Below are 19,073 nucleotides of genomic sequence, written 5' to 3'. Positions count from 1 at the left end.
CCATGCAGACGAGCACGCTGCCCCGCACCGATCAGGTATGGGACTGGCTCGGCCAGATTCCCGACCCTGAGATCCCTGTCATCTCTTTGACCGATCTCGGCATCATCCGCCATGTTGCATGGGACGACGACACTTTGGTGGTGACGGTGACCCCGACCTATACGGGATGCCCCGCCACCAGCATCATTAGCCTGGATATCGAGCGCGCGCTGCGTGACCGTGGCGTTGAGAAGATCAGACTCGAGCGCCAGCTTTCTCCGCCTTGGACGACCGACTGGATCAGCCGCGAGGGCCGAGAAAAGCTGCACGATTACGGCATTGTGCCGCCGATCGACGGAACCGCTACGGATGGCCGCCTCAACGGTCGCGTCGCCAGACTCGCGGGACGATCGGACCTGATCATCGCATGCCCCCGCTGCGGGTCAAAGCAAACGGAAAAAGTAAGTCAGTTCGGTTCGACGCCCTGCAAGGCGAGCTACCGTTGCAAGGACTGTCTTGAGCCATTCGACTATTTCAAATGCATTTGAGAGCGGGGAGCATCTCGAATGGCTCGCTTCCATCCCTTGAAAGTCACGGACGTGCGGCGCGAGACGCGCGATGCCGTTGTGGTGACGCTGATGCCGCGTGCGGAAGACAGTGCTTTGTTCGCGTTCACGCAGGGTCAGTACCTGACTTTCCGCCGCAACTTCGACGGCGATGAGCTGCGGCGCTCTTATTCGATCTGCGCCGGGTGCGACGAAGGTGTTCTCAAGGTCGGCATCAAGCGCGTCGATGGCGGCACGTTCTCGACGTGGGCGAATGAGGCCCTTGCAGCCGGCGACGAGATCGAAGCCATGCCGCCGATGGGACGTTTCTTCACGCCGATCAAACCGGATGCGCGGAGGAACTACATAGGATTCGCCAGCGGCTCGGGCATCACACCGGTTCTCTCCATCATCAAGACCGTGCTCGCCCGGGAGCCTTACGCAAGCTTCACGCTCGTCTACGCCAATCGCAAGATCAGCTCGATCATGTTTCGCGAGGAACTGGAGGATCTGAAAAACCAGCACCTCGGCAGGTTCTCCGTGATCCATGTTCTCGAAGCCGAGGCGCAAGACATCGATCTCTTCACCGGCCGCGTTGACGGCGACAAGGTGAAGGCCCTGTTCAGGCACTGGATCGATGCTGGCTCTATCGACACGGCTTTCATCTGCGGCCCCCAGCCGATGATGCTGGCGATTGCCGCGGCGCTGCGCGAGCACGGGCTGAACGACACGCAGATCAAGTTCGAGCTGTTTGCCTCCGGCCAGCCGGGCCGGGCCAAGGTCAAGGCCGTGTCCAGGATGGCCGTCGTACCCGGCACTGGGGTTGAAGCGACGGTGATTTTGGATGGAGCAACCCGCAGCTTCGTCATGCCGCGCGAGGGTAAGAGCGTGCTCGATGCCGCGCTCGCCGCCAATATGGATGCGCCCTACTCCTGCAAGGCGGGAGTGTGCTCGACCTGCCGCTGCAAGGTTCTGGAAGGCGAAGTGGAAATGGCGGTGAACCATGCGCTGGAGGACTATGAGGTGCGCGCGGGCTATGCACTGAGCTGCCAGGCGTTTCCACTGACTGATCGCCTCGTCGTGACCTACGACGAATAGCGTTGAGGAGAGGAGCGCATGGCCGATACGATGAATATCGAAGACTACCTCGCCCGGGGCGGTGTGCTGACCGCGCCCGACAACGCGTCGGCGCGCTATCGCGGCGAGTTGATGCGGCTGATGTCGTCTTTCGTCGACAGCGAACTGGCGGCCTCTGCCGGTTTCGCCGGAGCGATCAACTTCGCACCTGGCATCAAGGAGCGCATCGCGGCAAGCCGCATCACGCTCGAAAAGGCGGACCATGCCGAGCGCGTTCTGAACATCATGAGCGACTTCGGCACCGATGCCGACCGCTACCAGGCGCAGCACGACTGGAGCGCGAGGGTCGAACGCAACGCGGATCTCGGCGCGGCGCGCCGGGGCGATGACATGCGACTCGCCGTCTTTCACTATCCGATCGAGAACTGGACCGATGCGGTGGTGATGAACGTGCTGCAAGGGTTGGCGACCGGCATCCAGATGAACGAACTGACCCGCGTCTCCTATGCGCCGCTGGCGGACGTCTTCCGCGAGATCGCACTGCGCGAACGGCGTCATGCCGAACTGGGCTACGAGGGCCTGCAACGGATTGCTTCGACACCAGAGGGTAAGAAGGCCGCACGGGAAGCCATCGCCTACTGGAACCCGCGCGTTGCGACCACTTTCGGTGTCGTGGGCTCGAGCCGTTTCGATACGCTAAGAAAATTCGGTCTGCGCCATACCTCCAACGAGGAATTGCTGGCGCAGTGGGAAAACGTAAGCGGCGAAAAGCTCGGCATGCTTGGTCTCTAGTGTCCCGAATCCGAAGTCGACACTCAGGATTTTGGACCCGGCACTCGCGCCTGGTCCGTTCCACCAGATCAAGGAGGTCATCATGGCAAGCGCAGCCCCCCGTCGACTGGAGAGCTATGTCTATGGGGCGTGGACCGCCGGCAAGGGTGACGGCTTACCGTTGCTCGATGCGGGCACCGGCGAGCCGGTGGCTCTGATCGACTCCAAGGGCCTCGATTTCGCGGAAGCGCTGCACTACGGGCGTACTGTCGCGGGCCCGAAGCTGCGCGCCATGTCGTTCCACGAGCGCGCGGCGATGCTGAAAGCGCTCGGTCTTGCGCTGATGGGAAAGAAGGAAGAGTTCTATGCCGAAAGCTTCCGCACCGGTGCCACCCGCGCCGACGGTTGGGTGGACATCGAGGGCGGCATCGGCACGATGCTGACCTTCGCTTCGAAGGCCCGGCGCGAACTGCCGAACACGCGTATCCTTACCGACGGCAATGTGGAGCCGCTGTCGAAGGACAACAGCTTCAGTGCGCAACACATTTACGTGCCGCTGCAGGGCGTCGCGGTCCACATCAACGCTTTCAATTTTCCGATCTGGGGCATGCTGGAGAAGATTTCGCCGACCTTGCTTGCCGGCGTGCCGGCGGTGGTGAAGCCTGCTTCGCAGACGGCCTACCTGACCGAATTGATGGTGCGGCGGATCATCGAGACCGGCCTCCTGCCGGAGGGAGCGCTGCAACTGATTTCCGGTTCGGTCGGCGACCTGCTCGACCACGTCACCGGACAGGATGTGGTGACCTTCACCGGTTCGGCCTGGACCGGCCGCAAGCTGAAAGCGCATCCGGCTGTGATCGCCAATTCGGTGCGCTTCACGATGGAGGCGGATAGCTTGAACGCCTCGATCCTCGGTCCGGATGCCACGCCTGGCACGCCGGAGTTCGATCTGTTCGTGAAGGAAGTGGCGCGCGAGATGACGGTGAAGGCCGGCCAGAAATGCACCGCGATCCGCCGCGTGATCGCACCGCGCGACCATGTCGATGCGCTGGTCAAGGCACTGGGCGATATGCTGGGCAAGACCACGCTCGGCCTGCCAGACGACGAGACGACCCGCATGGGGCCGCTTGCGTCGCTCCACCAGCGCACCGAAGTGCGCGAACGCATTCAGGATCTGCTGTCGGACGCCGAGATCGTTGCCGGCAATCCGGATAACGTACGGGTTGCGTCCGGCGATGCGGAGAAGGGAGCCTTCCTCAATCCGGTCCTGCTTTATGCCGACGATCCTTTCGGCGCCTTCAAAATCCACGATGTGGAGGCGTTCGGTCCGGTCTCGACCGTGCTGCCCTATGACTCGATCGAAGAGGCCGTCGAACTGGCAAGGCTCGGCAAGGGTTCGCTGGTGTCGTCTGTCTTCACCGACGACCCGAAGGTGGCGGAAGAAGTCGTCATCGGCGTCGCCCCGTTCCATGGCCGGGTGCTTGTCGGCAACCGCCGCTCCGCCAAGACATCGACGGGCCACGGTTCACCGCTTGCGGGGCTTGTCCATGGCGGTCCGGGCCGCGCCGGCGGCGGCGAGGAAATGGGCGGCATGCGGGGCGTAAAGCATTACATGCAGCGCACCGCAGTGCAGGGCACGCCGCGTCTGCTGTCGGTCGTCACCAGGCGCTGGATCGAGGGCGCTGACGTGCAGCACGGTGAGCATCCGTTCCGCAAGTCGCTGGCGGAACTGAAGATCGGCGATCAGTTATTAACCGCGAAGCGGCAGATCACCTTGGAAGATGTCGAGCACTTCGCACATTTCACCGGCGATACTTTCTACGCCCATATGGACGAGGCGGCGGCCAAGGCCAACCCGTTCTTCGACGACCGCGTGGCCCATGGCTACCTCATCGCCTCCTTCGCCGCCGGCCTTTTCGTTGAGCCCAATCCCGGCCCGGTACTAGCCAACTACGGCGTGGACAATATGCGCTTCCTCACCCCGGTTTATTTCGGTGACACGGTGCAGGTGCGATTGACCTGCAAGGAAATCAACCCGCGCGAAAACGCCGATCACGGCGAGGTACGCTGGGATTGCCAAGTCACCAACCAGAAGGGTGAGATCGTTGCGCAATATGATGTGCTGACGATGGTGGCAAAGATCTGGCCGCCGGCACAAACACAAGAGGCGGCCGAATGACAGATCCAACGGCTGCGTCGGGAGAAATGGAGCCTGTTCGGCTCGACCGCCGTGGCAGCCCTCTCTCAACGCACTGCCTTAATGCCTCCGAGGATGAGCGTGGTGAGAACCTCGGCATAATCCTCGCGGCTGATGCGGCCGCCGTCCTTGAACCACATGTCCATCCAGTTCATCATGCCAAAGAGCGACATGGTCACCGGCATGACCAAGGGACGCTCGTGGTCGTCCAGGCGCGGACTGATCTGGCGCACGACGCCTGCGAACCGGCGCACGATCCGTCTTTCAACTTCGGTGATCGCCTGTTTCTGCTCGTCGGTCAGCAGGCTCATTGCGTTCAACTGGACCTTGTGCCGGTCGCCGGCTCCGCGATAGTGCTTGAGCACGACGCCGACGAGAAACTTCAATCGCACTGAAGGCTCCATGGCCGGATCGTCGGACGCTTCCAGATCCGAGTCGAGTTCCTCCAGGTGAGTGAAGATGATCGCGAAGACGAGTGCGTCCTTGCTTGGGTAATAGTGATAGAGCAAGGCTTTCGATATCCGCGCCTGACCTGCGATCTGAGACATGGACGCCTTGTCGACTCCCAGCGTGGCCAGCACATTCGCCGCATAGTCCAATATGGCGAGTTGTTTTTCTTCGAAATCCTGCGCTCGCGTCCGAGCCATATCAATCCAACCTTCTGATGCTCCGGGCGATCAATCCGTGATCGTCAGAAGCTGAACATGACACGTTCTAGCAACCGGACGTGGACGAAGAAACATTCCCGATTCTTGACCGTTATTCCTTCGGCCTGTTGTCCACCACACGCTTGGCCTTGCCCTCCGAGCGAGCCACCGAGTTCGGATCGCGCACCTCGATTTTCGTCGAGACACCGACAACGCTCTTGATGTGGTGCGCGAGCTCCCTGGCGGATTCGGCACGGGCATCGGCGTCAGTCATGTCCTCGGTGCATTCGACATGCACGACCATGTTGTCCATACGGCCCGCGCGCGTCAGCTCGATGTAGAAGTGGGGGGCGAGGCCCTTGCATTTCAGGATCTGCTCCTCAATTTGCGTCGGGAAAACATTGACGCCGCGCAGAATCATCATGTCGTCTGAACGGCCGGTGATCTTCTCGATCCGGCGCATCGAGCGCGCCGTTCCCGGCAGCAGGCGCGTCAGGTCGCGCGTACGATAGCGGACCATCGGCAGCGCTTCCTTGGTGAGCGTCGTGAAAACAAGCTCGCCCATTTTGCCATCTGGCAAGACCTCGCCGGTGACCGGGTCGATGATTTCGGGATAGAAATGATCTTCCCAGACGTGCAGGCCATCTTTGGTCTCGACGCACTCCTGCGCAACACCCGGCCCCATGATCTCCGACAGGCCATAGATATCGACTGCGTGCATGTCGAAGGCCTCCTCGATTTCGAGGCGCATGGCGCTGGTCCATGGCTCGGCCCCGAAGATGCCGACCTTGAGCGAACTTTTGCGCGGGTCGATGCCTTGCCGCCTGAATTCGTCCAGGATGGACAGCATGTAAGACGGCGTCACCATGATGATCGACGGCTTGAAGTCGTTGATGAGGGTGACTTGGCGTTCGATCATGCCGCTGGAAATCGGCACGACGGCGCAGCCGAGGCGCTCGGCGCCGTAGTGCGCGCCCAAGCCGCCGGTGAACAGGCCGTAGCCATAGGCATTGTGCAGGATATCGCCCGGACGGCCGCCGGCCGCGCGTATCGAACGGGCCATCAGGTCCGCCCAGATGTCGACATCGCCTTTGGTGTAGCCGACGACGGTCGGCTTGCCGGTCGTCCCCGAGGAGCCGTGGATGCGCGCGAGCTTGTTCTGCGGGACGGCGAACATGCCGAACGGATAGGTGTCGCGCAGGTCCTGCTTGTAGGTAAATGGAAATTTCGACAGGTTGGAAAGCGAGTTCAGGTCGTCCGGATGGACGCCCTTTTCTTCGAAGCGCTTGCGGAAAAATAGCACGTTCTCGCAGGCGTGCCTGATCGACTGCTTCATGCGCTTGAGTTGCAGCGCCGAGATTTCGTCGCGCGAGGCATACTCGATCGGCTCAAGGTCTTCTCTGCGGGGCGTCAGATTCTCCACGGGTGTTCTCTCTGCGGAAATCCGTCGGTTTATTCCTCGACGGGCAGATGCGTGCCTTTCACTAGGCGCGAATGGCCGCGGAATTCGGCCACATGCTCGCCCGACTGATTGGTGATGCGGATGTCGTAGATGCCGGACCTGCCGTGCCGCGAAACCTCTCTGGCGGTCGCCGTCAGGCGGTCGCCGATGCGGCCAGGGATCAGGTACGTGATCGAGCAATGTTGCGCGACGGCCAACTGGTTGTAGCTATTGCATGCGAAGGCAAACGCGGAGTCGGCCAGGGCGAATATGTAGCCGCCGTGGCAGTTGCCATGTCCGTTCGACATGGCCTCAAGGATCGTCATCGAAAGCATGGCTTCACCGGGCGCGATGTTCTCGAGCGTCATGCCCAGCCGCTGGCTTGCGGAATCGTCGTTCCACATCGCCCTGGCGGATGCCTCCGCCAGTTCCTGCGGTGTCATTTGGGACGCGGGTTTCATTCGCCCTTGAACTCCGCTTTGCGCTTTTCCAGGAAGGCGATGATGCCCTCGGCATAATCGGCACTGCGGCCAGCGGTTCGCTGACAATCGCGCTCCATGTCGAGTTGTTCATCGAGACTGTTGGTCGCAGCCGCCTGAATAAGGCGCTTTGTAAGGCCAAGACCGAGTGTGGGGCCCGCAGCCAGCGATACGGCGAGTGCCCGCGCCTCGTTCATGAGATCCGCGTCCTCGACCGTCTTCCAGATCAGCCCCCATTCGGCGGCCCTCTCGGCCGGCAAGGGCTCGGCGGTCATGGTCAGCGCCTTGGCGCGGGGCTCTCCGATAATGCGGGCGAGACTCCATGTGCCGCCGGCATCGGGTATGAGACCGATCCTGGCGAAGGCCTGGATGAACTTGGCGGATTTCGCCGCGAGTACGATGTCACAGGCAAAGGCGATGTTGGCGCCTGCACCGGCCGCTACGCCGTTGACTGCGCAAATGATCGGCTTCTCCAGCGAACGCATCAGGCGCAGCGTCGGATTGTAGAGGGTCTCGAGCGTATGGCCGAGGTCCGGCGCGGGGCCGCCCTTGCGCGGATCCCGATCGCCCAGATCCTGCCCCGCGCAGAACCCGCGACCTGAGCCGGTCAGCAGGACGGCGCGGACAGTCGGATCATCATACGCTCGCTGAATGCCGGCCCGCAGCGCCAGGTGCATCTCTCCGTTAAACGAGTTCAGCTTGTCCGGGCGGTTTAACGACAGCGACAGCACGCCGTCGGACAGCGCCGAGAGCACAGTTTCGGAAGCCGGCATTTCTTCTTCCTTGCTCGACGATCGCTTTCTCCGTCCAGCATATAAAATGCATAGACCGTCCGGTCGGTCAATGATAAACGAGGGCGAGGAGCCGAAATGAGGATTGGATGCCGGAGCAAGGGAGTCTGCTATGCCCGTCGTCTCCGTCTCCCGCGAGGGCGAGATCGCCGTCGTCACCGTCGACAACCCGCCGGTCAATGCACTCAGCCAGGCTGTTCGCCGGGCCTTGTTCGATGCGACCACCGAACTGGACGCCGACGACGGAGTGAAGGCCGTGGTGTTGGCCTGTGCCGGCCGGACCTTCATCGCCGGTACTGACCTATCCGAATTCGGCAAGACGCCGATGGAGCCGCATCTGCCCGATCTCGTGAATCGCATCGAGGCTTCGGTAAAACCCTGGATCGCCGCGATCCATGGAACAGCGCTGGGTGGTGGCTTCGAGATCGCGCTGGGCTGTCGGTTCCGGGTTACTGTGCCAGACGCCGCGATCGGCCTGCCCGAGGTGACGCTCGGCATCGTGCCGGGCGCATCGGGAACCGTACGCACGCCGCGGCTAGTCGGTGCCGAGGCGGCGGTGGAGCTGGTGACGGGCGGCAAGCCGGTGAAGGCAGCCAAAGCACTCTCCATGGGTCTGGTCGATGCCGTCGTGCAAGGCGACCTTTTACAAAGCGTTCTTGTGTTCGCGAGCGACGCTGTGGCCCGGCCGCTGCCCGTTCCGCTGTCGCAGCGCACGGTCGTGGCACCTGCGTCCACATTTTGGGAGGACAAGAAGGAGGCGATTGCCAAACGTGCGAAGGGCGAAACCGCACCGCTCGCCGCACTGGAATGCGTGCGCATGGCGGTGGAGTTGTCATTCGATGAGGCGCTCGCCTTCGAGCGCAAGACCTTCCTCGACCTACGCGGTTCGGAACAGGCCGCGGCGCTGCGCACGGTGTTCTTCGCAGAACGCGCCGCGCGGCACCCTGCGGGCCTGAATGGCGTGGAGCCCCTGCCGCTGCGTAAGGCGGGTGTCGTGGGCGGCGGCACGATGGGCGCCGGCATCACGGCGGCGTTGCGGGACGCCGGCATTCCCGTCGTGATGATCGAACGCGACGCAGAAGCCGTGGCGCGCGGCCTCGCCAACGTCCGTGCCATCTTCGAGGACGGCGTGAAGCGCGCCAAGCTGACCAAGTCACAGGCCGAAGCGAAGCTGGCCGGCGTGACGGCTTCCACAGACTGCGGCCTTCTCGCCGACGCCGATATGGTGATTGAGGCCGTGTTCGAAGAACTCGGCGTCAAGCGTGCCGTGTTCGATCAGCTTGGCAAGCTCTGCCGACCCGACACCATCATTGCCACCAACACCTCCTATCTCGATCCGCGCCTCATTGCGGAAGGTGTTCCCGATCCGTCGCGCTTCATCGGCCTGCATTTCTTCAGCCCGGCAAACGTCATGAGGCTGCTGGAGATCGTGCCGATCCCCGAAACCGCACCGCGGACATTGGCAACCAGCTTTGCGCTGGCGCGGGCGCTGGACAAGATCCCGGTGCAGGCAGGCATCTGCGAAGGTTTCATCGGCAACCGCATCCTCAAGCGCTACCGCGCCGCAGCCGAGGCGCTGGTGCGCGACGGCGTGCCCATCGCCGAGATCGATGCGGCCATGCGTGATTATGGCTTCGCCATGGGACCCTTCGAGGCACAGGATCTCGGTGGCCTCGACATCGCCTACCTTCAGCGTGAAGGCGCTCGCGCCAACGGACAGGATGTGCCCGAGACGTTTGGCGACATTCTCGTGCGCGCCGGTCGCAAGGGCCAGAAGACAGGCGGCGGCTGGTACGACTATGCCGGGGACCGCAAGCCGCAGCCGTCTGCGGTGGTGGCGGAGCTGTTGGCCGGGAAGATCGCCCGCATGACGGCGCATTCCACCATAGCATGCCACCTGGTTGGCGAAATGGCCGCGGAGGGCGACGCGATTCTAGCCGAGGGCGTTGCCGGGCAACCGTCCGACATCGATCTCGTCGAGATCCACGGCTACGGCTTTCCGCGCTGGAGGGGCGGACCGATGTTTGCGCGTGCTCACAGCCATAGGCAGGACGTTTGAACTGGACAGGACGGCACAGGAAACGTGCGGGGTTTCGGAAGACGATGATGTTGACCTGACCTGTTGTCGAGCCTGACGTCGATTAAGTGTTTGCTGTCGCCGTTGAGGCAGTGGATCGAGCAGCAGCTGCGCGCATGATATCGGCCAGCAGGGCATAAGCGCTAGACCAGGCACCTTTCACCTCCGGCGTCCACCCCGATCCGAGCCCTTGCTCCAGCGTCCACAACAGAGCCGCACCGACCGTTTCGTAATGAGCGTCGGTGACTCCGAATTGGGCATGGCGGCGGCCCAGATCTTCAATGGTCGGAACAAGCGTCTCGAGATGATCGAGCCCCCCTACGATCATCGTGAGGGTTTGAAAGAGCTTCCGGCGCTGCTCCGTTAGGTCGGTTGTCTTGAAGAGCTGCCGCGTTGTTGCGTCGATCTCAAAAAGCCGGTCGTAGAACAGGCGCGTCGCCGCGTCTGCCATTGGCTCAACTTTCTGCCACGTCTCTTTCACGAGTGCCTTCTGTTCAGGGGACATTGTATGCTCCAAGACAGTTCAGGATTTTGGCTTGGCAGCCAGTCCCCCTTACCTACCGGCCCGCAGCCGTCAGAGGCCGCGACGGCCCATCGCTGGGCCTCGACCTTCGCTCCGCCCGCGAATCGTCTGCCCGCTCCGAGGCCATCACGTTGTGCCGTTCGCCGCGAAGTCCGGGTCGACGGTGCAAATCTCCCTGGCGGCCAACTGGAGGTCGAACTTGCTGCCGCTACCGTATTCCTTGGGGAGGAAGCCCATAGCGAACTCAAGCTCATAAGACTCGGCATTACCGGCTTGATCTTGGCGAAGGCCTCATGCGGGCTTCGCGTTGCGTCTGCATCGGGAACTAGCGGTGCAAGCAAGTTCTGCGCGAAGTCACGCGCGGTCTCCCGCAGATTCTGCCGTTCTGTCGTCAGCCTGAAATCGATGGCCATTGCGCGGCGCCTCCCTCAATGAAGGCCCGAGGGCAGCGCGGAGGTTCGACGAGTGACGGTGCGCGCACTTGCCGATGGCTCTCGCGCTTCCCCTTGCCAAACTTACCACGAACCGTGACGGTCGCGCTAGATGTAGATGCCATCAAGTGCGCCAGCTAGCCGCGAGTTGTAAGGATTCCCGCGGGAGCAGTGGAAGCGACTTTTCAGCTTCAAGCTGCAACTTCGACTTGAATGGCGAGGTCAGGACGGCCAAAGCGAAACAGAGCAGCCCGATCATTTCGTCAGTTGAGGCGATTCCGTTACATTACCAACTCGGATGAGGTTTTCGGCACACACAGGCGGTGGATGCCGGCAAGAACCCTGTCTTTGGCAATCTATGGCAGCTCGACGAACTTGGGAGACGCGGCATCCGCAGCATCGAATGGATCAACAATACTTACGTCATCGTGGCCTGTCGCACGGCAAAGCGGAGAAGTTGGATATCCATCCGCCATTCGTCCTTTGCACTTGGAGAGGCAAGGAGGGCGACAACACGCCAGTCATACTAGACATCAAAACCCCGGAAGATTTTGTACCCGAAGCGGTGTTGCAATGCCAGACAGCCCAAATATGATGCTACTTTCCGACGATGGCACAGACAAATGCAAGAATGCGGATAAGGCTCAGAAGTTTTTTCGAGCTTTGATATTGCAGGCGCAGACATGACGCCATGCGAGCACGCATCGCTCTTTCGGCGAGAAGTGTATTGCTCCAAGCGGGAAAAGGTTTTTTCTTGCAATCATACTGAAGTGACGAGGCGCCTCGGCACGTGCCGGCGCAAAGTTGCTCGCGAAAACTGAGACTAGGAGGAGCGTTGCGAAGGTGGACATTAGGCAATAGTTTCGGAGATCAGCGCCTATTTTGGCGACAGGACGGAAACGGAATACGAATGCTCCTCGGTCGAGTCTGGTTGTCAATCAGCTTACCGCAATGGTCCAAACTAAACCTGACGGGTATGACGGGTTCGTCGTAATCATAATCATACGTAGGTGCGTGAACCTATCCTCAATCGTCTATAGACGGTCGAGGAGCCACCCTCACGACCGCTCAGCCAGCCCGGCAATGTAGAGGAATGACTCGATGACAGAGACTGTCGACACTTGGACCACAGCCATGGAAACCGCGCTTGCTTGCGTTCCCGCTGATCTCCGCCTTGATGTTCTACGGAAGCTGACGGATGACGAGACCGAGCGACGCAGGCACCCGTTCCTTATCGGCTGGAAAAAGCGCTGGCATGCCGTGGACGAAGCAACGAGCGTGATCGTGCAGGTTCTGGTGCGCGACATCGCCAACTGCCACAGCAAGGCGGATGCCGCCGCCGTGTTGTTTCGGAACCATCATGGGCGAGGCACCGGGAGCTGCTGGTTGCCGGATTATCTCGATGGGCTTCCTGGCATCATAGTGGACCGCAAGCGCTGCATCGATGTTTCCGAGCGCAAACACAGGAGCAAAGCTCAATGAAGGCCGAGCACGCTGTCGTCTAGAGAATTTTCCGATCACGTTGCATTGTATCCGGCGTCGGCTTCCGCCCAGCAACGCATCGCCGTTCTGGTCGGCGGTACCGGTACCGGAAAGACCAATCTGGCCATCGCAATCGCCAGAAGCTGCATTCGCTCCGGCGCGCGCGGTCGCGTCTACAACGTGGTCGACCTCGTCAACCGTCTCGAAAGCGAGACCCGCAACGGACGTCAGGGCAGGCTCGCCGAACATCTAACTCGGATGGACTTCATCGTTCTCGACGAATTGGGTATCCACGGCGTGATTTCCGACGCCGAGGCCTGGCGGAACGCCAACGGCACGTACTGGCCAAGCCTCCTCATCGAAGACCCTCGCACGCGTGGCGTCGGCGTCTACATCTTCGAATACGAGACCGGACTTTTCTCGGGGACCTATCGAATCAACGACGCGGTTGATGCCCTTACGACTCATCTGCGGCTGGACAAAGTCTTGACCGCCCAACGGCTCGTCTTCGTCTGCCACAGTATGGGTGGTATCGTGGCCAGGCGATACCTGGTGCGCGAAGAGCGTGATCTCTTAGATGCCAAAATCGAAGTTGGCCTCTTTCTGGTAGCCTCGCCCTCCCTCGGGTCCGAGTACTCCACCTTTCTTAGCCCTTTATCCTCCGTGTTTCTCCGACACGCACAAAACGACATCTTGAGAAGTTCGGCCATGAACGCCTGGCTCCTTGATCTGGACCGGGATTTCAAGGCCATGCTGAACGCTCAGCGGTTAAAGATCACCGGCAAGGAGCTGTTCGAAGACAAGTTCATTGTTACGAAGTTCTTTTTCATGCGAGCCGTCGTCGATCCCATCTCGGCCGCCAGATATTTTCCTGAACCTTACCGGGTGCCGCTCTCCACCCATTTCACGATCCCCACGCCCACGGATCTGAAAGCGATCCAACATCGTTTGTTGGTGGAGTTCCTTGGCAAACTGGACCCCCATGTGCAGGCCGGTGTCGAAGCCATTGGGAAGGACGGACGGGTGAGGGTGGGATTCCCCGATGGAGTCCGCGCCGATATTGTGAAGGGTCAGGTTGCTCTGAAAGAGGTCGAAGGGAAGCTTCCGGGTGTCCTCACAGTCTGGCCGGAGACAACGCTGGCGATCGAGAGGCTGGTCGCCAGCCTTCTGGTTGACGCTGCGGAGCACAGCAAGCCTACCTCACGATTTCATGGTCAGCCCCCGGAAACGATACGCGAGTTCCTCGATCGCGGGTACGGAAGCACCGAGCACGTGGCACGCATCCGCGAGGGGGTTGACAAGCGCGCGGAGCTGATGGTCGAGCGGATGCGGGGTTACTGGCTGCCAGCGCTTGACGATATCGTTGCCAGGAGCCTTACGAACTTCCTCACGCTTTGTCATTTGAGCGCGTTGCAGGACCTGTTGCAGCTGCTTGCGAGCGTCGACTTTCTCCGACAGCTAATACCGGCCGACATTGAGCCGTGGATCTACCAGTCGTATTCGGCCGATGCGTACCGGCAAGCCTTTGCGATCAATCAGCCGCTTGCGTATGCCAAAGTTAGTGCTTTGTCCGGCGTCACGCTAGACCAATATCGGTTTTATTGGGGGCCGGAGAGCGAGGTAATCGCGTCCGCACGCCGGCGCGATGGTGATCCCGTGACCGGAACTTGGATCGACAAGTACCTTTACGCCCAGAATGAGCTGCAGCTGCTGAATGCAGGTTCCGCAGAAGCGTTTAGATACACGGAGGACGTCTCCATTATCAAGGTGACGGACTCGTCAGGAAAAGAGTGCTTCTGACTTGCCTGGCCAGTGCTGCCACACGCACGAACTAACGTGCTCGACAAAGGTCACGCCGCCGCGGCCTAGATTTCCAGCTTCGCCACAGCTCAAAGCGTCTTCCAAATCTCGTCAAAATCGGTGGGCAACTGATAAGGTTCGCCAGGATAGGAACGCTGACGAAGGTTAATGTCCGCTGTTGGCCCATCGCGACATATTACGCTGCCGCACGAAAACTGGTCGCTATTGGAGCAAAGCGGACGTAGTCACCCGTCACACACGCCGCCGGGTTTGTAGGTACATGGCCTAGTTAAAGGGGATACTAGGAGAAGGATTTCGACCAATGCTCAAGCTTGAGACTATCGAGGACGTTCAGTCGCTCATAGATGACGGGATCGAAGAGGGTCTGGAGCTTGAGTATAAGGGTTCTCCCGCGCTCTCTCGGGACAGCGCCAATGTCAACGAACTATGCAAGGACGTTTCGGCCATGGCGAATTCCGCGGGTGGCCAGATTATCTACGGTGTGGAAGAGGACAAAACGGCGCGAAAGCCTAAGGGATTAGATCAAGGCGTTTCCGACCCAAAGATAACACGCGAGTGGATACAACAGACTTTGAACAGTCGAGTTCATCCAAGAATGGACGGCATAAGTATCACTCGGATTGTTCTTCCTTCGGGGGCGGCTATCTATGTAGTCGAAGTGCCAGCAACTCAAGCCGGGCCACACCAAGCGCCCGACGACAAATACTACAAGCGCTTTGACGGCCTCTGCACGCCGATGAAGGATTACGAGATCAAGGACGTCATGCGCCGTGGGGAGCAGCCGGTCTTGGCCGTGGACTTATGGAACCTAAGCGCATATGCATCGAAGGGTCCATTTGGAGAAGACAGCGTCGTTATCCCGATCAAAGCCGCACTCTTAAACAGGAACTCCACCCCAGCAATTTACACGGCGCTGCGCATCTTTTTTGATCGTCGTTTCGAGATCATTGACCAAGGCCCAATGTACCCGAACGGAGCAATTTCGCTTGGACAAGAGGACGTAGTCACAGTCTTTAGAAACTTTGCTCCCCCCGACGACTTTCCAATCTTTCGGGAGACGCCCCCGGACCCCATTGAAATCAAAATCGCTACGTCTTTGCAGAAGGACGCGACCTATTTCGTTGCAGCCCACGTGGCAACGCCTGGTTATAGCCGCTTGTATAAGGGCTCAATTTCGGTAGTCAGGGACATGGTAACCGTCGATTGGCCCGACTGATTAGCTCCGATCAATACTCACAAAATTTTTCAAATTTTTCGCGGAGGTATACTGCTCAGCAGCACAAATTTTTTCGGAACGCTGAAGGTGTAGGGGGGCGAGATTTCCTTCTGCCCCGGCCGAAAAAGTTGAGGGGGGGGGCCTTTCCGAAGCGCAAGGCCAGGATGGTCCGAGGCGCCGGACGCGATTTCACTCCAGCGGCGGATACGCGCGCTAGATGGCGGCCCGGATTTGAACGACTGCGCCCCGTTTCGCCACATCCGGCCCCGTGCAGTATTTGGCCCATTCAGCCATTAGCCGCCGTCGCTTCTCAAAGAGATCGCCGCGCCGATACGCGGCCTCCACTTTGTCGGCTACAGCATGCCAAAGCGCCGCTTCAGAAACCTCATTTGGATAGTTGGTTGTCTCCGCGCACCAATCCTTGAAGGTGCTACGAAGGCCGTGCGGTACAAAGCCGGGGCGCATTTCGCGCATTAGCTCCAGCATGGCCATGTTGCTCAGCGGCTTCCCAACGTTCCCGCCGATGAACAGGTACGGGTTTCCATCGTTACGCGGCAGCGACTTCAAAAGCTTGATCGCACGATCGGACAACGGGACGCGGCGCGGCTTGGGGTCATCCTCCATCATCTTCGTTCCCGCACGGTCGGGTGGGACGGTCCAAACCTTTTCGTCGAAGTCGACTTCACTGAGCAGCGCGCCGATAACGGCTTCAGTCCGTGCAGCGGTAAGGACCAAAAATTCTAGAGCCCTGGCACTCTGCCCCTCCCGTTTGCGAAGCTCCGCTGTGAAGGTCGGAATTTCATCGTAGGGCAAAGCGGGGTGGTGCCTGGACGCGCTTCACCTTCGACCGCTTCGGCAACACAAACCCCAAATGCCCCTTCCATCTTGCAGGGTTCTCGCCTTCCCGGAAGCCGTTGACCTTCGCCCAGTCCAGAATGCTTTCGATGCGGCCCCGCACTCGGCTTGCCGTCTCCGGTTTGGTGCCCCAAAGCGGCTCGACAACCTTGACGACAAGGCCGGTATTGACTGCACCGACGGGCAGGGAGCCGAAGACCGGATAGACATAGGTTGAAAGCGTCGACTTCCACTGCGCCCGATGCTTCGCATTACGCCAACTTGTCTCGTGGGCGGCGATGTACCTGTCTGCGCAATATTCAAAGGTTACCGCCTTCGCGGCCTCTAGGCGCGCCCGAGCCTGCTCAGCCTTTCTTGCTTCAATGGGGTCTACGCCCTCCTGCCGCTGGCTGCGGCAGTCGGCTGCGGCCATCCGGGCGTCTGCGAGCGATATGGCGTTCAGCGAGCCTAGGCCCATCTCTCGGGACCTCCCATGTAGCGTGAACCGGTAAATCCAGGACTTCGCCAAGCCACGCGTCGCATCGTTGTCGGAGCGAGGCTGGCTGGAACCCGTGACTTGCAGATAGAGCCCAGCCCCATCGGGATACATGCCAGGTTCCGCAAGCCGCGCGACCTTCAGCGCAGTGAGCTTCCCGACCGTCTTTGCCATCGCTACCCCCAATCTACCCACAAGCATCTGTGAGATTCTGAGAGACGGCACGACCCGCGTAAAGACCCAAATGTCTATTTTTGCAGAGTTATTTTGAGGTCTTGAGACGCTGTGCGACAGCCTGAGAAACTAAATGGCGGAGAGAGTGGGATTCGAACCCACGGTACGGTTTCCCGCACACACGCTTTCCAAGCGTGCGCCTTAAGCCACTCGGCCATCTCTCCGGGCACCTTCTCATGACGGGGCGTGCCGGTTTTTGCAAGAGAGCGGTGGCTGTGACGTCGGGATTTTCCCTAACAGTATGGCTGATGCAGTTATTCTTCGCCCTAGCAGAACTTTTCCCACCATTCAGGGGCCGTCCGGCACGGATGTGAATTTCCGCAAATGAAGAATCTCGGCGGAAACGCCGGATGATCCCGGGATTGCAAGCCCCGGGTTGGGATTACCGGCTCTGCCGAGCGAAAATCGCTTCAATTTGCGTTCAGAGCGGAGGAGGATGGTTCGTCGAAAACGTTTTACCGAAAAATCGGGTCAATCACCTTAGTAATCTCTTCCGACTCCAGCCGAAGCGCCCTAGTGAACGCCGGCGCCGCTACGCGAACCCACCACATGCAGCGGCCATGATTTCGGTGTTACCGCAGCAGCGGGACGGTCGCTTGCGGTCTTTTTGTTAGCCACGCGCGCGTCCTCCAGTGCTTCGGAAAAGTCCGTAAACCATTGCTGGACGGTCCCGGCACGTAGCTTCCGCATCATAGCCTCCCAACGCGTCCTGCGTTCTGTCAGCGGCATCGCGAATGCGGCGGCAATGGCGCGGGCCATCCCGTCGATTTCGTGAGGGTTGACGAGGAGCGCTGTCTGCAACTCGTTCGCCGCGCCCGCAAATTTGGACAATACCAGCACCCCCGGATCGGCGGGATTCTGCGCGGCCACATATTCCTTTGCGACGAGATTCATCCCGTCGTGCAGCGGCGTCACCACGCCTACGCGCGCGGTGCGATAGAGGCCGGCCAGCACGGTCTGGCTGTAACCCCGGTTGAGGTAGCGGATCGGCATCCAGTCGGTTTCACCGTGGCGGCCATTGACGTCGGTGACCAATTTCGCAAGTTCGCTTTGCAGATTGCCGTAGGCCTCGATCATACCGCGGGAGGGCGTCGCAATTTGCAGCAGCGAGACAGTGCGCTTCAGCGCGGGGTTCAAGACCAGCATGCGATCGAATGCATTGATCCGATTCACAAGGCCCTTCGAATAGTCGAGGCGGTCGACGCCGATCGCTAGTTGTTCTTCGTTCAGGCTACGGCGCAATCGCGACACGTCCGGATGCGAGGATGCCTTGGCGGCCTGCAACGCAAATTTCTCGACATCGATTCCGATCGGGAATACGGCGCATCGCGACTTGCCGTAACGCGACGTCACGACGCCGTCTTGTATCTTGAGGCCGAGTTCCGATTGAAGATAGCTGAGAAAATTTTCGCAGTCGTCGTCGGTCTGGAATCCGATCAGATCATAGGCCAGCATCGCTTCGATCAATTCGCGATGATGCGGCACCGCCCCCATGACGGCGCGAGCCGGCCAGGGTGTATGCAGGAAGAAACCGACCGGATTGCTGACACCCAGATCGCGCAGTTCGGCACCGAGCGAGAGGAAATGATAATCCTGAATCCAGAACGCAGTGTCGGGCTTGCGAAAGCGCATCAGAGCCCTCGCCATGAAGGCATTGACCTCGCGATACGATTGATAGTCCTCGTGCGACACGCGAATGAGATCGGACCGGGAATGAAGCGCAGGCCACAACGCCGAATTCGCGAAGCCTTCGTAGTATCCGCCGTAGTGCGCGGCCGGTAGATCCAGCAATGCAAGTGCTCCGGATCCGAGGGCTTCAACTTCAGCAAAGGGTTCCTTGTGCGACCCGTCGCGTACCCGTCCGCTGGAACCTACCCAAATTGCTCCTGATTTTTCAACAACTGGTAACAGCGCCGCCGCTAGGCCGCCTGTCAGGGGCTCATTAGCCCGCGCACGCGCCACGCGATTCGAAACGACAACGAGGTTCACAAGGATCCCCTCCTGGTTTTGCACCCGCAGATAAACGCGCGTT

General features: G+C 60.2%; 16 protein-coding genes, 1 tRNA gene and 1 pseudogene. 9 read left to right on the top strand and 9 right to left on the bottom strand.

From position 1 onward, the window contains the following. Positions 1 to 2 precede the first annotated feature (2 nt). From paaD to paaZ, 4 genes are all read left to right on the top strand, one after another. Positions 3 to 527 carry a 1,2-phenylacetyl-CoA epoxidase subunit PaaD gene (gene paaD / locus ACM561_RS18515; protein WP_425907050.1) on the top strand — a complete coding sequence of 175 codons (525 nt, stop codon included), beginning with the start codon at positions 3 to 5 and terminating at the stop codon, positions 525 to 527. 18 nt (positions 528 to 545) lie between these two features. Then, positions 546 to 1,622 (top strand): 1,2-phenylacetyl-CoA epoxidase subunit PaaE, encoded by a 1,077-nt coding sequence (gene paaE, locus ACM561_RS18510; protein ID WP_425907049.1) that lies wholly within the window; start codon positions 546 to 548, stop codon positions 1,620 to 1,622. Between the two features lie 18 nt (positions 1,623 to 1,640). Further along, positions 1,641 to 2,393 (top strand): Phenylacetic acid catabolic protein, encoded by a 753-nt coding sequence (locus ACM561_RS18505; protein WP_425907047.1) that lies wholly within the window; start codon positions 1,641 to 1,643, stop codon positions 2,391 to 2,393. An 82-nt stretch (positions 2,394 to 2,475) separates the two neighbouring features. Beyond that, entirely contained in the window at positions 2,476 to 4,551 is a 2,076-nt protein-coding gene (gene paaZ, locus ACM561_RS18500; RefSeq protein WP_425907045.1) for a phenylacetic acid degradation bifunctional protein PaaZ, read from the top strand. 65 nt (positions 4,552 to 4,616) lie between these two features. On the opposite strand, the gene ACM561_RS18495 is transcribed toward paaZ, so the two are convergent. The 4 genes from ACM561_RS18495 to paaG all read right to left on the bottom strand — a co-directional run bounded on the left by ACM561_RS18495 (position 4,617) and on the right by paaG (position 7,909). Further along, positions 4,617 to 5,216 (bottom strand): TetR/AcrR family transcriptional regulator, encoded by a 600-nt coding sequence (locus ACM561_RS18495; RefSeq protein WP_425907043.1) that lies wholly within the window; start codon positions 5,214 to 5,216, stop codon positions 4,617 to 4,619. Between the two features lie 112 nt (positions 5,217 to 5,328). Further along, entirely contained in the window at positions 5,329 to 6,639 is a 1,311-nt protein-coding gene (gene paaK, locus ACM561_RS18490; protein ID WP_425907041.1) for a phenylacetate--CoA ligase PaaK, read from the bottom strand. Between the two features lie 29 nt (positions 6,640 to 6,668). After that, on the bottom strand, positions 6,669 to 7,118 hold the full coding sequence (gene paaI, locus ACM561_RS18485) for a hydroxyphenylacetyl-CoA thioesterase PaaI (protein WP_425907040.1): 450 nt from the start codon (positions 7,116 to 7,118) through the stop codon (positions 6,669 to 6,671). After that, a complete protein-coding gene (paaG, locus tag ACM561_RS18480; RefSeq protein WP_425907038.1) occupies positions 7,115 to 7,909 on the bottom strand; it encodes a 2-(1,2-epoxy-1,2-dihydrophenyl)acetyl-CoA isomerase PaaG in 795 nt (264 codons plus the stop codon). Before paaG ends, paaI begins: the two co-directional genes overlap by 4 nt. Before the next feature lie 130 nt (positions 7,910 to 8,039). On the opposite strand from paaG, the gene ACM561_RS18475 reads away from it, so the two are divergent. Further along, positions 8,040 to 9,986 carry a 3-hydroxyacyl-CoA dehydrogenase NAD-binding domain-containing protein gene (locus ACM561_RS18475; protein WP_425907036.1) on the top strand — a complete coding sequence of 649 codons (1,947 nt, stop codon included), beginning with the start codon at positions 8,040 to 8,042 and terminating at the stop codon, positions 9,984 to 9,986. A gap of 82 nt (positions 9,987 to 10,068) precedes the next feature. Here ACM561_RS18475 and ACM561_RS18470 read toward each other — a convergent pair whose 3' ends face one another. Beyond that, positions 10,069 to 10,509, bottom strand: a complete 441-nt coding sequence (locus ACM561_RS18470) for a globin family protein (RefSeq protein ID WP_425907034.1) — start codon at positions 10,507 to 10,509, stop codon at positions 10,069 to 10,071. 1,550 nt (positions 10,510 to 12,059) lie between these two features. Here ACM561_RS18470 and ACM561_RS18465 point away from each other — a divergent pair. From ACM561_RS18465 to ACM561_RS18450, 4 genes and pseudogenes are all read left to right on the top strand, one after another. Then, positions 12,060 to 12,440, top strand: coding sequence for a hypothetical protein (locus ACM561_RS18465; RefSeq protein WP_425907032.1), 381 nt, complete (start codon positions 12,060 to 12,062; stop codon positions 12,438 to 12,440). 66 nt (positions 12,441 to 12,506) lie between these two features. Beyond that, a pseudogene (locus ACM561_RS18460) lies at positions 12,507 to 12,728 on the top strand (ATP-binding protein); the annotation flags it as partial. Positions 12,729 to 12,737: 9 nt separating this feature from the next. Beyond that, on the top strand, positions 12,738 to 14,240 hold the full coding sequence (locus ACM561_RS18455) for a lipase family alpha/beta hydrolase (protein WP_425909829.1): 1,503 nt from the start codon (positions 12,738 to 12,740) through the stop codon (positions 14,238 to 14,240). A gap of 322 nt (positions 14,241 to 14,562) precedes the next feature. Continuing rightward, positions 14,563 to 15,477 carry a helix-turn-helix domain-containing protein gene (locus tag ACM561_RS18450; protein WP_425907030.1) on the top strand — a complete coding sequence of 305 codons (915 nt, stop codon included), beginning with the start codon at positions 14,563 to 14,565 and terminating at the stop codon, positions 15,475 to 15,477. 213 nt (positions 15,478 to 15,690) lie between these two features. Here ACM561_RS18450 and ACM561_RS18445 read toward each other — a convergent pair whose 3' ends face one another. The 4 genes from ACM561_RS18445 to ACM561_RS18430 form a co-directional block, all read right to left on the bottom strand. Next, the gene (locus ACM561_RS18445) at positions 15,691 to 16,290 is read right to left on the bottom strand and encodes a tyrosine-type recombinase/integrase (protein WP_425907028.1); all 600 of its coding nucleotides are present in this window, start codon (positions 16,288 to 16,290) and stop codon (positions 15,691 to 15,693) included. Beyond that, complete coding sequence (locus ACM561_RS18440) at positions 16,277 to 16,981, bottom strand: tyrosine-type recombinase/integrase (RefSeq protein ID WP_425907026.1); 705 nt, start codon at positions 16,979 to 16,981, stop codon at positions 16,277 to 16,279. The genes ACM561_RS18445 and ACM561_RS18440 overlap by 14 nt, the downstream gene beginning before the upstream one ends. A 134-nt stretch (positions 16,982 to 17,115) precedes the next feature. Next, positions 17,116 to 17,205: transfer RNA gene (locus tag ACM561_RS18435), tRNA-Ser, on the bottom strand. A gap of 349 nt (positions 17,206 to 17,554) precedes the next feature. Continuing rightward, positions 17,555 to 19,030 (bottom strand): trehalose-6-phosphate synthase, encoded by a 1,476-nt coding sequence (locus ACM561_RS18430; protein WP_425907024.1) that lies wholly within the window; start codon positions 19,028 to 19,030, stop codon positions 17,555 to 17,557. Between the last annotated feature and the right edge of the window lie 43 nt (positions 19,031 to 19,073).

Origin of the sequence: Nitrobacter sp. TKz-YC02 (genome assembly GCF_049852135.1) — a bacterium.
GTDB lineage: Bacteria > Pseudomonadota > Alphaproteobacteria > Rhizobiales > Xanthobacteraceae > Nitrobacter > Nitrobacter vulgaris.
This window is presented reverse-complemented; position numbering and strand designations above follow the sequence as displayed.

Excerpts from the sequence above, each read along its gene's own strand:
- paaD (WP_425907050.1), top strand. The coding sequence starts at position 3 with ATGCAGACGAGCACGCTGCCCCGCACCGATCAGGTATGGGACTGGCTC.
- paaE (WP_425907049.1), top strand. The coding sequence starts at position 546 with ATGGCTCGCTTCCATCCCTTGAAAGTCACGGACGTGCGGCGCGAGACG.
- ACM561_RS18505 (WP_425907047.1), top strand. The coding sequence starts at position 1,641 with ATGGCCGATACGATGAATATCGAAGACTACCTCGCCCGGGGCGGTGTG.
- paaZ (WP_425907045.1), top strand. The coding sequence starts at position 2,476 with ATGGCAAGCGCAGCCCCCCGTCGACTGGAGAGCTATGTCTATGGGGCG.
- ACM561_RS18495 (WP_425907043.1), bottom strand. The coding sequence starts at position 5,216 with ATGGCTCGGACGCGAGCGCAGGATTTCGAAGAAAAACAACTCGCCATA.
- paaI (WP_425907040.1), bottom strand. The coding sequence starts at position 7,118 with ATGAAACCCGCGTCCCAAATGACACCGCAGGAACTGGCGGAGGCATCC.
- paaG (WP_425907038.1), bottom strand. The coding sequence starts at position 7,909 with ATGCCGGCTTCCGAAACTGTGCTCTCGGCGCTGTCCGACGGCGTGCTG.
- ACM561_RS18475 (WP_425907036.1), top strand. The coding sequence starts at position 8,040 with ATGCCCGTCGTCTCCGTCTCCCGCGAGGGCGAGATCGCCGTCGTCACC.
- ACM561_RS18470 (WP_425907034.1), bottom strand. The coding sequence starts at position 10,509 with ATGTCCCCTGAACAGAAGGCACTCGTGAAAGAGACGTGGCAGAAAGTT.
- ACM561_RS18465 (WP_425907032.1), top strand. The coding sequence starts at position 12,060 with ATGACAGAGACTGTCGACACTTGGACCACAGCCATGGAAACCGCGCTT.
- ACM561_RS18450 (WP_425907030.1), top strand. The coding sequence starts at position 14,563 with ATGCTCAAGCTTGAGACTATCGAGGACGTTCAGTCGCTCATAGATGAC.
- ACM561_RS18440 (WP_425907026.1), bottom strand. The coding sequence starts at position 16,981 with ATGGCAAAGACGGTCGGGAAGCTCACTGCGCTGAAGGTCGCGCGGCTT.